Genomic DNA, 14,388 nt, shown 5'->3' on the forward strand with positions numbered 1-14,388 from the left:
ACCATGGGGGTGTATTTCAATTTTCAAGTTTATTATAACTCAAAAATGCAAAATAATCAATCCCAAAAAGGAAAGTTTGAAAACCTCTTTCTTAGGGTATAACATCTTTTGATAAAATATGTTATAATTAAATAGTAACAAATTTATACACGGGAGGTTTTATAATGAAAAAGCTATGTAAGATGTATCTGGTTTTTTTTATTGTCTTTTTGCTCATTTTCAACGTGGCATTTGCTCAGTCAATTAAAGTAACTCCAAAAGTAATTAATGGCAAAATGTATGTGGATTTAGACTCTTTGAAAGATTTTTTCGGTTTTGATTATGTAAAATCCCAAGATGGAGTGACCATTCAAAAAAAGGACTTATCTATAAGCGAAGTAATTGATAAAGTTAACAAATCTGTTGTAGCAATAATTGGTGACAGCAAAAAGATAAAAGCAGATGACTTTTACTACAGCAAGATACCTGCAGGGCTTACGCACGGGTCTGGTGTTGTCATTGACAAAAACGGTTTAATCCTCACAAACAACCATGTTGTAGAAGACATGAAACAACCTTATGTGATTTTTTATGATGCTAAAGCATATAAAGCAACAGTATTGTATAGAAATAAAGACATAGATTTGGCTCTTTTGAAAGTAAATCGTACCAATATAAATCCAATCGAAATCGAAGACCCCAAAAATATAAAAGTGGGACAAGAAGTATTAGCAATTGGAACTCCACTTTTTTTGGGTTGGCAGAACAGTGTAACAAAAGGAATAATCAGTGGATTAAACAGACCAGTAGATGAAACTTATACATTTTTGCAAACAGATGCAGCTATAAACCCTGGAAATAGTGGAGGTCCTCTTGTAAATATGCAAGGGAAGTTGGTCGGCATAAATACCTTAGGTATTGAATATTTTCAGGGAATTAATTTTGCAATTCCTGCTGAAAATATTCTCTATTTTTTGAACCACTATAAAAAATTTGGTAAAATAAAAAGATGTTATTTAGGACTTGAATTTGAAGACAGCTGGCTTTCTATTGTTGGTTTGCCATCTACTCTTGGATTGAAAATAATTGATGTGAAAGAAGATAGTCCTTTAAAAGGATTTATTCAAGAAAATGATATACTTGTGTCAATTGACAATTATCCTGTCAATTCAATTGCAGAGTATAATCAAACCCTTATGAAATATCTTCCAGGTGATAAGGTAAAGATTAATATCAAGAGAAACGGAAAGGTAATTGAAAAAGAAGTAGTGCTAAAAGAGTATCCAGAAAATAAATAAAAACATAGAAAGGATGATATTTGATGGTAAAGAAATTAAAAAGATTTTTAATAGCTTCCCTACTTGTCACTTTTCTGATCTCTTTGGTTGCTCCTTTTAGTTTTGCTCAGGATGATGATGGAGTTATTGACTTTTACACAGTTTTTTCAAAAGATGATGTCAACAAAAATAGAGTTGGAAATAGCATTTACAACTGGTCAATATACATGCCCCAAGATGCTTATATTAACAAAGACCCAAAAGGAAGTTATTTTTCAATGTCTAGCAGTAGCTATAAAGCAAATATAAGTGTTGAAGCAATTCTAAACAAAGAAGGCTTTTCTTCCTTAGATGAAATTTTGTTGTACGGCTCAGACATTATAAATAATTATGGCTCGGTTTCTAAAATATATTCGTTGAAAAAAGGTAAAGATAAAAATGGGCAAGAGTACATTGAAATCACAAGTGTCTATACAGATTCTTTTTACGTTTTTGTAGATGAAGAAGAAAGTTCTGGCACCTTTAATTTTACACGTATTTATCTTAGCAAAAACAAGAAGTATAACTACATTTATAGACTCACAATCAGCATGGACTTAAACTTTTATACCGAGCATAAAAATCTTCTGTATAAAATAGCTGATTCATTTGAACTTCAGTTTGATTCAAAAAACCCTAATATAAAGGATTTAGCAGACAACGTAACAAGCTGGAGAGTTCATAAAAATACAAGTTATGGCTGGCAGATTGACCTGCCACCTTATTGGAAATCAACTGACATTTATAACCTTGAATATAACTCATCAACCCAGTCTTTTGCCCCACTTTATACAGATGAAGAAATGGGGTTAAATACTCAAAAACAGCAAGATGTAGTTACAACGCCACCACAAGGTGAGCAGCAAGAGTATGACGAATATCTCTCTGTCAGTTTTGTTGCTAATTCAAATGTAAGTTTTGACAAGTGGGTTGAACTTGAGATGAAAAACGTTGAGCTTTATAACAAATCTCTTTGCAAGATAATTTCTTCTAAAACTTTAAATATAAATGGTGCAAAAGCCAAACTCTTTGAGCTCAATATAAGAAAGAGCCTCCAGAAAAATTTCGTTGAAAAAAGAATGTATGTGGACTTCAATAACAACAAATATTTTGTAAAGCTTTATGTCAAAGAGGACAAATATAACAAAGACAAACAAAAATATGATAGGATTATAAACTCATTCAAACCAATACCAGCAAAAAGCAAATACCTTGATTCTATACTTTGGACGGGTGATTTAAAACCACAAAGCACTTCTAAAACTGTAAAGCTCAGCAAAGCACCATTTGAAATGAATATATCTAAAGATTATAAAACAAATATTCCATACTATTATTACAGTTATTACACTCAAGTAATAAATGCAACTGCTCTTCCAATTTCTCAGGGAATATCAGATGTCGAAACAATCACACTTTACAATACACCATATTCAACTTTAACAATAAACGGTGGCATTAATCTCGATCCAGCTGAGAAAATTATAAAAAATGCTATGCAAGCTTGGGTTGAAAGCAATGAATATAAAAGTAAAACAGTTGATATGAGCCTTCAAAAGTACTCAACTGGTGAACTTACAATTTACAAGTTCACTTATGTATACAACCTAAGCAAACTACCAAACTTAGCAAAGGGAAATCCTAATCGAGACTTTAATTTCTTAAGTCTTCAAAACAGGGTAATATACATGATAAAGTACAAGCAGTACTACTATACTATTGATTTATCTGTGCCTGTTCTTTATTGGAATAGTATTACTTTAGACAATTTTGTAAAGTCGATAAATACAATCAAGATTGACAAAATAAACTTCTCTAAACTAAATATGAAATTTGCCAATGAAGATTTAGAAAAGTTTAAGAAAAAAAACAATGAATAAAAATTCAAAAGGGCTGCACGGCATTTAAAAAAGCAGCAGCCCTTTTAACTTTCTTATCTCACTATGTACACTCTTGTTCTTACTGATTTTGGGCAAGCTTTAAGGTTCTTATTTCAACTTCTTGGTCCTTTAACCAATCCTTTATTGCTTCTTGCTCTTTGGTGACTTTTTCAAATTTCTTATTTGTCTCATCTTTGAATATTAAAACCTCCGTCCTAAATTCTGTTAAGAATGCAACCTGGTCATATACTGCATTCATTCTTCTGTTAAGTTCTTTCACATTATCTTTGAGTTCTCCTACTTCATTTTCTAATCTTGTGACCCTCATTTCAAGATTATCTAATCTTTGCTCTACTCTATCCAATCTTTGCTCTACCATATCAAGTCTTTGTTCCACTCTATCCAGCCTTTGCTCTAAGCTATCTAATCTCTTTTCTAACTGGTCAAATCGTTTTTCCATGGTATCAAGTCGTTTTTCCACACTATCAAGTCGTTTTTCCACACTATCAAGTCGTTTTTCCACGCTATCAAGTCGTTTTTCCATGCTATCTATCCGTTTCCCCATACCTTCGAGTTGCTTTTCAATATTTTCAAGTCTTTTCCCCACGTTTTCAAACGACGCATTTAAAGTCTGTAAAGAAGATACTACAAGTTCTAAAACATTGTTATCACTCATCTTTGTTCTGCACTCCTTATAAATTGTGGAACTTTTTTCTTAATTTTATCATACTTGAATATAAAAATAAAGATAAGTTTTAATCTTCCCATTGTAGAGTTTCCTATTTTTGTCTGCCTTCTTGCCAAACGCCTTTTCAAACTTATCATAGCCAGATAAAATAAAAAATCTCCAGCCACTAAAATCTCTTAGACATTTTCCAAAATCCCTATAAAGATTAAAAATGTCACTATTATCTATCCTCTCTCCATAAGGTGGATTTGTAATAACTATGCCTTTGTCAGAAGATTTTTTGATTTTTCTGCTATCTGCTTTAAAGAATCTTATATCCTTTTCAACCCCTGCAGCTTTTGCATTAGTCTTTGCAATATAAATCATCTTTTCATCTATGTCAGAAGCTAAAATATTAAATTTACTTTTATAATCAATTTTTTCAATAGCCTCAAGTCTTGCCTTGTTCCATAAATCTTGAGACACAAAACTATTTTGCTCAGCTAAGAATGTCCTATTTAAACCAGGTGCAATATTTTTAGCAATCATAGCTGCCTCAATAGGAATTGTTCCCGAACCACAAAAGGGATCCCATAAAACCTCCTGTTGAGGTCTCCACCTGCTCAAAATTACCAATGTCGCTGCTATATTTTCTTTTAAAGGCGCAAGTGACTGAAGTTTTCTGTATCCTCTTTTGTGAAGAGACTCACCTGTTGTATCAAAAAGTACATATGCTGTATCATTCAAAAGAGCAATCTCAATCTTATAGAGATTCCCTGTCTCCTCAAACCATGATACACTGTACTTTTTCTTTAACTTTTCAATTATAGCTTTCTTTGTTATAGACTGGCAGCTGCTTATACTAAAAAGTTTGGACTTTTCAGACCTGCCTGTTATAAGAATATGAGCATCCTTGGGAAGAATTTCTTGCCACTCAAAATCATAAATGCCACTAAAAAGCTCATCAAACGTCTCTGCTTTAAATTTTTTAAGTATGGCAAAAACCCTATTTGCAGTCCTAAGATTTATATTAAGCCTTGGAATATCCTCTATATCTCCTCGAACAAATATTCTTCCATTTTCAACTTTTAAATCTTTATATCCTAATCTTATCAATTCCTCTTTTGTTACAGATTCAACACCAAAGGCTGTTGCTATAAAAAGTTCCATCACTTTTGCTCATCCAATCTTGTTTTTTCTTTTTATTCTCTCTAATACAGTTCTATATCCATCTGCTCCATAATTTAAACATCTATTTACTCTGCTTATTGTAGCAGGAGAAGCCCCTGTTTTTTGGGTTATCTCACTGTACTTTGCACCTTCAAATAAAAGCTTTGCAACTTCAAATCGTTGCGAAAGTTCCTGAATCTCTTTTACAGTACACAAATCTTCAAAAAAGTTATAACATTCTTCTATTGTCTTAAGTTCCAGTATGGCTTCAAAAAGATGGTCGGTCATCTTATTTTTTAGCTTTTGATTCATACCCTTTTGCACCTCTTCGAGGTTATTCCCTTTAAAATTATATCACTTTAAATAGCTGAAGTAAACTTTGTTTGACACCAGCATAAAAAAAGTGAGGATTTATTCCTCACTTTTGGTAATAGTCTTTGATTTTTCAATCTCACACTCATCACAAAAGCGAATTCTCTGTTCAAATACAAGAGAAAGTATCTCTAAAATATCCTGAGAGAGATTGGAGCTGTAATGTCTGTGAAAGATAACTTGCTGGGGCGAAAGAGATATTAATCTGCTGAGCAATATATCCTCTTTGCTAAGATTTAACTTCAAATTTCTTGATAACATTTCAAAAAACTCGTCTTTTATCTCTTTAAGTTCTTTGTCATATAGAATATACGCTTCTTCATCAGGAACTATGTGGACTAAATCTATTTTTGTATTTTGGAGATCTAAAAAGTATTTCAACAAGTTTATAAACTGGATATACTCTCTTTCTAAAAAGTACTTGCTTGCTGCATCTTCAATGATATTGTTTATGATTTTAAGATATTCCTTTAATCTAAATGTCAAAAAGCCTTCAAAATTAAATTCAAAGTTATAATCAAGAAAGTCTAAAACCTTTTTAATTATCTCATATCTAATATTTGAAAATCCGCTGCTTTCAACTATCTCATCCATTCTTTTTCTACTTTCAAACAAAATCTTTTCTTTTTCTATACCATCCAAAAAATAGTAGTTTTCATCTACCAATTTGCAAATCAGCTTCTCCTTTGTATAATCAATTATCACATTGCACAGAGCTGCAGCAATGAAATATTTTATTCTTTCATATGTGTATAAATCAAGGTTCTTCTTTATTTCCTCATCACTCAAAAATATTCCATAAAAGGTTATTTCTCCGCTCTGCCCTTGCTCTATCGAGAGCCTTTTTATATTTTCAAGTTCATCAAATTGTTTTTTTAATCTATTATATACAAAGAAAGGTTCTTCTGCCACTCCCAAACTCAATATTTGCATCTTTTTCACATCCCTGAATAATATTCTTTGAGCAAAGGGACTATAATAAATATACCCGCAAAAATTCTTTTTAAGTATGCTCTTTTTGTTACTGCTGACACAAAGGAATGATTGAACCTATATCTGAAAGCTCAAAGCCTTCTGTACACAAGCATTCAATTTTATATTTCTTTAGAAATTCTTTTATTTTGCTATAATCTGGATGCTTTGATATATCACCATTAAAAATTAAAACATCTTTGTCAATCAATCCTCCACAACCACCAATAAATCCGTAGTTTAGACCCTCTAATTTTATAAACCCGGGTACTATTAAAAGTGCATCTATGTTATTTTCAAGAGCTTTTTTGTAAATCTTCTTGTCTGAGGTTATAATCGCCCTTTCGTTTATAATTAATATTGAACACTTTGAATATCCTTGGTTTACATGTACTTTCCTTAAGTTATCTTTTTCAATGTACTTTAAAATAATTTTATCAGTAAATCTGAAATTGTGAAAGACGAAGTTACCAATCCTTGCTAAATTATAACCAATGTCCCCTGGATACTCTTTAGATATATTCCTTTCACCAAACATTATATTGAATCCCAACTTACAAAGTTCGTCTGTAGTTTTCTTTGGTGAGTTGGGAGCGGCAAATATTATATTATCTTCATAGTGAAAATAAAATATGTCTGGATGAGATGAAATGGCATTATATACATCTTTTGATTTTTCGCAAAAAATTGCTTCAATCTTTAAATCTTCTAACATATAGACTGTCTTATTATAAGCTCTTTTATCAATCAAAACATGGGTGACTTTTCTACTTGGCAAATGCGGAAATTTTATATATCTCAAGTTCTCATCTTCCCAATAAATTTATTCTTATAAAGTGGCACAATTAATACTATAGCAATTACAGCTGACAATATCCCTTGCAACAAATTAAACGGAAGATTTACAAGCGCCGTTTTAAATCCAAACTGCAGGTCTCTATTAACATTTAATGCTGATGACACATATTTTAACACAAAAGCTTCTGACAAAAAATAACCAACTGCCATCCAAATACCACTGAGTACGGTTGCTACAATAAAACCAAGATTTGGTTTTTTATCTTTTTCTAACTTTTCAAATGTAAGACCACATATATACCCTTCCAATCCTTTAATGATAAATGTAAATGGAGCATAGACTAAATAACCAGAAGCTATATCTGAAAGAGCAGAACCAAAAGAACCCGATAAAAACCCTACTCCCTTGCCAAACAAAATAGATGCAAGCATAATAATAACATCACCGATATTAAAGTAGCCTGTTAGCAAAGGTATTTTAATTGTAAAGGTTAACACAAAAACAGCTCCTATCAATATTCCTGAAAATATCCAAAACTTAGTTTTCTTGTCCATATTCTCACCTCAACAAAGAAATTTATCCCACAACAATTTTATATCATAAAAAATAAAAATCAAAACTCCATTAGCTATCTGTATCGATACAAAAGATTAAAAGGGCTGTTCTAAGTTTTGCCTTACAACAGCCCTTCAAACAGATCGTTATTTACTCTTAGTTTTTCGTTCTAAACCTTTCAACAAGGTTTTTAAGTGTATCTGCTTGACTATAAAGCTCTTCTGAGGCAGCAGCAGTCTCCTGAGAATTTGCTGAATTGCTCTGGACAACATTTGCCACCTGATTTATACCTTCTGTAATTTGGGCTATAGCCTCTGACTGTTCTTTTGATGAATAGGAAATATCGTTCATAATCATTGCCATCTTGTCAATGCTCTTTGCAATTTTGTCAAGAGCCGCGTGTGTTTGTTTTGTTATGCTATCACCTGCTTCTATCTTCTTTATAGTAGATTCTATCAGGCTACTTGTCTCTTTTGCAGCATTTGCACTTCGCGTTGCCAAGTTTCTCACCTCTTCAGCCACAACTGCAAATCCCTTGCCATAACTACCTGCCCTTGCTGCCTCAACTGCTGCATTTAAGGCTAATATGTTTGTCTGGAATGCTATTTCATCGATTGTCTTTATAATCTTTGATATATTTGATGATGCCAAGCTAATCTCTTCCATTGCCTTCATCATATGTTCCATCTGTTCCATACCTATTTTGGCATCTTCCCTTATCTGACTCGCAAACTTCGATGCTTCTTCAACATTCTGTGCATTTTGTTTTGTCTGAACTGATACTTCTTCAACCGAGGCATTAAGCTGCTCAATAACAGTTGCCTGCTCTGTTGCACCTTGGGCAAGGTTTTGTGAGGCATCAGCCAGCTGTTTTGCACCAATTGCAACCTGCTCTGCAGAGGTCTTAATCCCGTGTATAAGCTCATTTAAACCTTTTACCATTCTATCAAATGCTCCAGCTAACTTTCCTATCTCATCTTTAGAACCATTTTCCACTTCAATTGTCAAATCACCATCTGCTATTGCCTCGGCAACAAAAACCATTTTGTTTAGAGGTCTGCTAATTACATTTGAGATAAGTAAAGCTAAGATTACTGCAACACCTATTGAGATTACAATAACAACTATTAGAAGAGCTTTTGTTTGAAAAGCTAACTTGTTGTTTCGGGCATTTAACCCTTCAATGTATTTTCGTTCCATGTCGTATAAGTTGTTTATTGAATTCTGAACATCTGTCACAAGCTGAGCAGAACTTGGCTTGAACAGAAGGTTAATTGCTTCTTTTTTATTTGTCTTAGCAAGTTCTAATATTTGATTTGTAAGCTGGTCATACTGTTCAAGATAATTTACTAGTTTTTTGTACTCATCAATGATCTCTTTTTCTTTTATTATCTTTGAAAATTCTTGTAAGTTGGACTTGTAATAGTTGTTTATTTCATCCGCCTTTTGCAGATAAGATTGCAACTCATTAGCATTTCGGGACAACAAAACATTTCTGTAGTTTACTCTCTGTCTCTCAAATCCTTCTAATACACCACTAATATACACGAATGCCTTTACGTTGTTCTCGTACATTGTCATGTAAGAATTATGAATCTTGTTTAAGCTATTTACTGCAACAGCCCCCATAATAGAAATCAAAACTAAAATCACAAAAAACCCCGCCAAAATCTTTAATGAGATTTTCATATCTCTAAAAAACTTCATACATTCACATCCTTTCCTTTTATTTTTAAATTCCGATTTTGTTCGGATTGACAAATTTTTCGCAATCCAGCAAGAGAATCAGTCTCCCAGAAGAATTTGCTACACTTTTTACAAATCTCTCGGCAGCCTGCATTTCCACTTCTGGAAGAGGTGCAAGCTCGTCTTCTTTTATAATTGCAACCTCACTAACATGGTCAACAATGATTCCAACCTGAAAATCAGCTATGCTCACAACAATTATACACGTTCTTTCGTGATACTCCTTATATTCTTTCCCTAATCTTATTCTTGCATCAACCACAGGTATTATTTTTCCTCTTAAATTGACAATTCCTTTGATGTACTCTTGCTGATGGGGGACATAGGTAATAGGTAAAAGACCTATAATCTCTATCACGTATTTTATTTCAATCCCATAGTATTGTTCATCTACCATAAATATAAGGTATTTATCTTTCATACCCTCTTCTAATTCCTCTAATTCTATATTTATTGCCTGGTCTTGCATATTTTCACCACCTTTCTATTAAACTATCAATGTCTAAAATCAGAGCAATACCACCATTCCCCAAAAGTGTGCATCCTGAAATTCCTCTTACCTCACCAATGATTTGAGGAAGTGATTTTATAACAACTTGCTGCTGAGAAACCATTTGGTCAACCAATAGCACAGCCACCTTGCTCCCATTGCTCACCATAACTCCCAAATAAAATGGTCTTTCGTCTGCTAAGGCTTCTTTGTGGTAGAAGACTCTTCGCAAGTCAACAACATTATAACAAGCTCCTCTTTTGTATATAAATTGATTATACCCTTCAGTAACAATATCTTTTTTTTCAACTTTAAATGTCTCTACAATAGTAGACAGAGGTAAAGCAAATATTTGTTCATTTACCTTTACAAGCATCCCATCAATAATTGCTAAAGTGAGTGGAATTCTAATAGTAAACTTGGTACCTATATCTTTTTGAGAGTCTACAAATATTCTGCCTCCTATCTTCTGAATATTGTTCTTAACAATGTCGAGGCCAATTCCTCTACCTGAATATTCAGTTGCCTCTTCTTTAGTAGAAAAGCCTGTTTGAAAGATCAAGTCATATACAAGCTGATCATCCACATCGCTTTTCTCAGAGATAAGTCCTCTTTCTAAAGCCTTTTTTATAATCTTTTCTTTATCAAGTCCTCTTCCATCATCTTCAATAGTTATTAAAACATCAGAGCCACTACTTTTAGCACTTATAAAGATATTGCCTTGTGGTGATTTACCTTTTTTTAGTCGTTCTTCTTTTTCCTCTATACCATGGTCAACTGCATTTCTGATTATGTGAATTAGTGGGTCTGTCAAATACTCAATTAAAACCTTGTCAAGCTCTGTTTCCTCACCACTTATCTGTACCTCAACCTGCTTATTTAGTTTTGCAGACATCTCAACTACAATTCTCTTTAGCTTTTGAAATGTATTAGAAAGAGGTACCATTCTCATAGACATAGCTATTTCCTGCAGGTCTCTTATAAGCTTTGACATTTGCAACGTTATACCTTTAAAACCCTCACTCTTTATCTCTTGTATATCAGGATGCTGTGTTAACATAGAAAATGTTACAACCATCTCACCAATTAGATCAACTAACCTATCTACTTTTTCGACATTGACATTGATAAGCCGCCCTGTTGACTGTACGTTCTTTATAGTAGACTCTTCCTTTTCATGATTCTTTTCAGAAATATTCTTTGCATCTTTTGTCTTTTCCTCTACCCTAATGTCTTTAATCCACACAAAATCATTAAAAAGACATAAAATGTCATCTTTACTAAGTGAGGTTTCAATTACTATTTTAAAACCTTCTTTTTTTATCATCTCAGCAGTTGAAGCATCAACCTCTATATTTGGTGGAAAATACTCTAAAACATTTACATATTCTTTTAGCTTCTGAACAATCAAAAATGCACGCAAATTCTCCATTTCCCAGCCATCTTCAAACCACATAACAATTGAGTACCTTTGGCCTTTCTCACTTTTTGCCTTTTGTTCAGTTTCTTGTAAAATACCTTCTAATTCTAATAAAACGTTTTCAATATCTTCATAAGAAGATAGTGGTAATGTATTTTCAATTGAGGCAACTTGCGAATTCATAAAATCAATAATTTTTAACATACTCAAAATAAATTTATCGATATTTAATGTTAAAATGCTTGAAGATTTTAGATTTACAAAGATGTCTTCTACCTTGTGGCAAACCTCTGAGATATCTTGATAACCCATCATGGCTGACGAGCCTTTTAAGGTATGCAATAGTCTTAACGCTTCTTCAACAGCAGATTTAAATTCTATATTTCCTTCTTTAAGTTCTACAAATACCTTTTCTAAACCATTTATAATTTCCCTTGCTTCAGAAATAAATATCTCAAACATAGGGTCTTTATTTAACTCATTCACACTGCCACCTTCTTTTTTACAGAGAGTTTAGCAGTTTTACAAGATGTTCTTCCTTGTAGGGTTTCACAATAAAGCCCTTTGCCCCGTTTAGAACCGCTTCTTTTACTTTTTCTTCCTGTCCAAGCGCTGTTATCATAACCACTTTTGCATTTCTGTCAATTTCCATAATCTTTTTTAAAACCTCTATCCCATTCATCTCCGGCATAGTAATATCAAGTGTGACAATGTCAGGCTTGAGCTCAGAAAACATTCTTAAACAGCTCTTCCCATCACAAGCCTCGCCAACAACTTCAAATCCATACTTCTCTAATGTATGTTTTAACGAATATCTAACAAATGCTGCGTCATCTACAATCAAAACCTTTTTCATGAACCTAACTACCTCCCCGCAGCAAAAAATTCCCTATTTTAATATTTACCCAGCTTATTTGTATAACAAACAAAAAAATCCTACACCGCTTTTAGTTTGCGATGTAGGAGCTGTTATCTTTTTCTTACATTATCTCAATTATATCTCTAATTATTTTTATAAACTTTTCTTCAACTGCCTTTGATACTTCAATTACCTCTTCATGAGAAAGCTTTTTGTCTAAGATCCCAGCAGCCATGTTTGTTATACACGAAATACCAAAAACCCTAATTCCCATCTGTCTTGCAGCAATGACCTCTGGAACAGTTGACATGCCAACTGCATCAGCACCCAGTATTTTGAGCATTCTTATCTCTGAGGGTGTTTCATATGAAGGACCTTTTAAAAATGCGTACACTCCTTCTTTGTAGTCAACTCCATTTTTCTTGTAAACATCCTTTGCCTTTTCAATTGTCTCTTTGTCATATGCATATGTCATGTCAAAAAATCTTTCACCAAAATACTGAGCATCCTCACCTATTGCTGGATTTTCACCAGAAAGATTGATATGGTCTTTTATTACCATTAAATCCCCAGGTGATAAAAATTGTGATATCCCACCTGCTGCATTTGTCACAATTAGATTCTTCACCCCAAGCAAGCCTGCAACTCTTACTCCAAACACAACCTCTTCAACCTTGTACCCCTCATAAAGATGAAATCTCCCTTGAAACGCTAAAACCTTTCTACCTTTGACATCTCCAAACATCAAGTTCCCTTTATGTCCCTTTACTGTCGAGACAGGAAAATAAGGAATTTCAGAATATTTTAATACAATCTTATCTTCAATTGTCTCTGCAAACTCTCCAAGGCCACTTCCCAAAATTATTGCAATCTCTGGAACTTGAGGAAGGTGACGTTGAATAAATTCAGCAGCCTCTTTGACCTTTTGGTAATACATAAAATCACCTCAATTTTTATAAAAATTCCAATTAAAATTATATCAAAATTTCTTTTAAAAAGCTCTCTCCGTTTCGCAAGGCTTTAACTTTCAAATACTCAGCAACTGTCTGACCAATATCAGAAAAACTCTCCCTTGTTCCAAGATTATAACCTTTTTTAATTTTTTGACCATATATCAATATTGGCACATGCTCACGTGAATGGTCTGTACTGGGCGTTGTTGGGTCACACCCATGGTCAGCTGTAATTATAAGAATATCGTCTTTTTCAAGCTTTTCAATAATCTCAGGAAGTCTTTCATCAAACTCAAGCAAGGCCTTAGCATACCCTATTGGGTCATTTCTATGCCCATAGAGCATGTCATAGTCTACAAGGTTAGTAAATATAAGCCCATCTTTTACCTCATCCATTGCCTGGAGGGTTTTATTAACCCCATCCATATTCCCCTCTGTGTGAATGCTCATGCTCAAGCCTCTCTTTGCAAATATATCTTCAATCTTGCCAATACCTACAACTTCAAGTCCAGCTTCTTTTACATTATCGAGCAGTGTCTCATAAGGTGGCTCAACTGCAAAGTCTTTTCTGTTATAAGTTCTGACAAAACTGTTTCTGTCTTTTCCAATAAAAGGTCTTGCAATAACCCTTGCAACAAGCCATTTACCAACCAACATTTTTCTTGCTATCTCGCATATTCTATAAAGCTCATCAAGAGGAATGACATCTTCATGAGCAGCAATCTGAAATACAGAATCTGCCGAGGTATACACAATAGGGTAGCCAGTTTTCATATGCTGTTCTCCAAGCTCTTTTATTATTTCAGTACCAGATGCCACTTTATTTCCCAGCACTTTTCTGCCAATTTGTCTTTCAAACTCTTCAATAAGTTCTTCTGGAAACCCATTAGGAAAAGTTTTAAATGGTTCTTCCAACACAACCCCTGCTATTTCCCAATGCCCTGTAATTGTATCTTTACCTTTTGATTTTTCCTTGCTCTTGCCAAAAGCGCCAATTGGATTTGGATTCGGGGGTGTGCCTTTTATGTCTGTAATATTTCCTATTCCAAGCTTATACATATTTTTGAGCTCTATGCCACCAACAGCATATGAAGTATTTGAAAGTGTATTGCTTCCCTCATCACCGTATAGTTTTGCATCTTCTAACTCACCAACACCTACACTGTCAAGTACAATTAGGACTACCTTCATGATAGAAAATCCCCTTCCC

14 protein-coding genes are annotated in these 14,388 nt (G+C 33.5%); 2 read left to right on the forward strand and 12 right to left on the reverse strand.

Annotated elements, in window-relative coordinates; translation table 11 throughout:
• Positions 1–164: 164 nt before the first annotated feature.
• Positions 165–1,277, forward strand: a complete 1,113-nt coding sequence (locus PGC14_RS07365) for a S1C family serine protease (protein WP_011917811.1) — start codon at positions 165–167, stop codon at positions 1,275–1,277.
• Between the two features lie 23 nt (positions 1,278–1,300).
• Positions 1,301–3,175, forward strand: coding sequence for a hypothetical protein (locus tag PGC14_RS07370; protein WP_271628540.1), 1,875 nt, complete (start codon positions 1,301–1,303; stop codon positions 3,173–3,175).
• A gap of 79 nt (positions 3,176–3,254) precedes the next feature.
• Here the strand turns inward: PGC14_RS07370 and PGC14_RS07375 are convergent, their stop codons facing one another.
• From PGC14_RS07375 to PGC14_RS07430, 12 genes are all read right to left on the reverse strand, one after another.
• A complete protein-coding gene (locus PGC14_RS07375; RefSeq protein ID WP_271628541.1) occupies positions 3,255–3,851 on the reverse strand; it encodes a tropomyosin in 597 nt (198 codons plus the stop codon).
• 48 nt (positions 3,852–3,899) lie between these two features.
• Positions 3,900–5,015, reverse strand: a complete 1,116-nt coding sequence (locus PGC14_RS07380) for a class I SAM-dependent RNA methyltransferase (protein ID WP_307742485.1) — start codon at positions 5,013–5,015, stop codon at positions 3,900–3,902.
• 6 nt (positions 5,016–5,021) lie between these two features.
• Positions 5,022–5,324, reverse strand: a complete 303-nt coding sequence (locus PGC14_RS07385; RefSeq protein WP_039764275.1) for a YerC/YecD family TrpR-related protein — start codon at positions 5,322–5,324, stop codon at positions 5,022–5,024.
• Positions 5,325–5,423: 99 nt separating this feature from the next.
• A complete protein-coding gene (ytxC, locus tag PGC14_RS07390; protein ID WP_271628543.1) occupies positions 5,424–6,317 on the reverse strand; it encodes a putative sporulation protein YtxC in 894 nt (297 codons plus the stop codon).
• An 88-nt stretch (positions 6,318–6,405) separates the two neighbouring features.
• On the reverse strand, positions 6,406–7,158 hold the full coding sequence (locus PGC14_RS07395; protein ID WP_271628544.1) for a DUF6873 family GME fold protein: 753 nt from the start codon (positions 7,156–7,158) through the stop codon (positions 6,406–6,408).
• Positions 7,155–7,709 carry an ECF transporter S component gene (locus tag PGC14_RS07400; protein WP_271628545.1) on the reverse strand — a complete coding sequence of 185 codons (555 nt, stop codon included), beginning with the start codon at positions 7,707–7,709 and terminating at the stop codon, positions 7,155–7,157. The genes PGC14_RS07395 and PGC14_RS07400 overlap by 4 nt, the downstream gene beginning before the upstream one ends.
• A gap of 157 nt (positions 7,710–7,866) precedes the next feature.
• Complete coding sequence (locus PGC14_RS07405; protein WP_271628546.1) at positions 7,867–9,417, reverse strand: methyl-accepting chemotaxis protein; 1,551 nt, start codon at positions 9,415–9,417, stop codon at positions 7,867–7,869.
• A gap of 25 nt (positions 9,418–9,442) precedes the next feature.
• Positions 9,443–9,925, reverse strand: a complete 483-nt coding sequence (locus PGC14_RS07410) for a chemotaxis protein CheW (protein WP_127351531.1) — start codon at positions 9,923–9,925, stop codon at positions 9,443–9,445.
• A 4-nt stretch (positions 9,926–9,929) separates the two neighbouring features.
• The gene (locus PGC14_RS07415) at positions 9,930–11,852 is read right to left on the reverse strand and encodes a chemotaxis protein CheA (protein WP_271628547.1); all 1,923 of its coding nucleotides are present in this window, start codon (positions 11,850–11,852) and stop codon (positions 9,930–9,932) included.
• Between the two features lie 16 nt (positions 11,853–11,868).
• Entirely contained in the window at positions 11,869–12,222 is a 354-nt protein-coding gene (locus PGC14_RS07420) for a response regulator (protein ID WP_127352164.1), read from the reverse strand.
• A gap of 124 nt (positions 12,223–12,346) precedes the next feature.
• Positions 12,347–13,162: a purine-nucleoside phosphorylase gene (locus tag PGC14_RS07425; protein WP_271628548.1), complete on the reverse strand. Its 816-nt coding sequence runs from the start codon at positions 13,160–13,162 to the stop codon at positions 12,347–12,349.
• 37 nt (positions 13,163–13,199) lie between these two features.
• On the reverse strand, positions 13,200–14,369 hold the full coding sequence (locus PGC14_RS07430) for a phosphopentomutase (RefSeq protein ID WP_271628549.1): 1,170 nt from the start codon (positions 14,367–14,369) through the stop codon (positions 13,200–13,202).
• Between the last annotated feature and the right edge of the window lie 19 nt (positions 14,370–14,388).

Source organism: Caldicellulosiruptor sp. DIB 104C (assembly GCF_028198085.1).
GTDB classification, from domain to species: Bacteria; Bacillota; Thermoanaerobacteria; order Caldicellulosiruptorales; family Caldicellulosiruptoraceae; genus Caldicellulosiruptor; species Caldicellulosiruptor saccharolyticus.

Excerpts from the sequence above, each read along its gene's own strand:
- PGC14_RS07400 (WP_271628545.1), bottom strand. The coding sequence starts at position 7,709 with ATGGACAAGAAAACTAAGTTTTGGATATTTTCAGGAATATTGATAGGA.
- PGC14_RS07425 (WP_271628548.1), bottom strand. The coding sequence starts at position 13,162 with ATGTATTACCAAAAGGTCAAAGAGGCTGCTGAATTTATTCAACGTCAC.
- PGC14_RS07405 (WP_271628546.1), bottom strand. The coding sequence starts at position 9,417 with ATGAAGTTTTTTAGAGATATGAAAATCTCATTAAAGATTTTGGCGGGG.
- PGC14_RS07410 (WP_127351531.1), bottom strand. The coding sequence starts at position 9,925 with ATGCAAGACCAGGCAATAAATATAGAATTAGAGGAATTAGAAGAGGGT.
- PGC14_RS07365 (WP_011917811.1), top strand. The coding sequence starts at position 165 with ATGAAAAAGCTATGTAAGATGTATCTGGTTTTTTTTATTGTCTTTTTG.
- PGC14_RS07375 (WP_271628541.1), bottom strand. The coding sequence starts at position 3,851 with ATGAGTGATAACAATGTTTTAGAACTTGTAGTATCTTCTTTACAGACT.
- PGC14_RS07385 (WP_039764275.1), bottom strand. The coding sequence starts at position 5,324 with ATGAATCAAAAGCTAAAAAATAAGATGACCGACCATCTTTTTGAAGCC.
- PGC14_RS07370 (WP_271628540.1), top strand. The coding sequence starts at position 1,301 with ATGGTAAAGAAATTAAAAAGATTTTTAATAGCTTCCCTACTTGTCACT.
- ytxC (WP_271628543.1), bottom strand. The coding sequence starts at position 6,317 with ATGCAAATATTGAGTTTGGGAGTGGCAGAAGAACCTTTCTTTGTATAT.
- PGC14_RS07420 (WP_127352164.1), bottom strand. The coding sequence starts at position 12,222 with ATGAAAAAGGTTTTGATTGTAGATGACGCAGCATTTGTTAGATATTCG.
- PGC14_RS07430 (WP_271628549.1), bottom strand. The coding sequence starts at position 14,369 with ATGAAGGTAGTCCTAATTGTACTTGACAGTGTAGGTGTTGGTGAGTTA.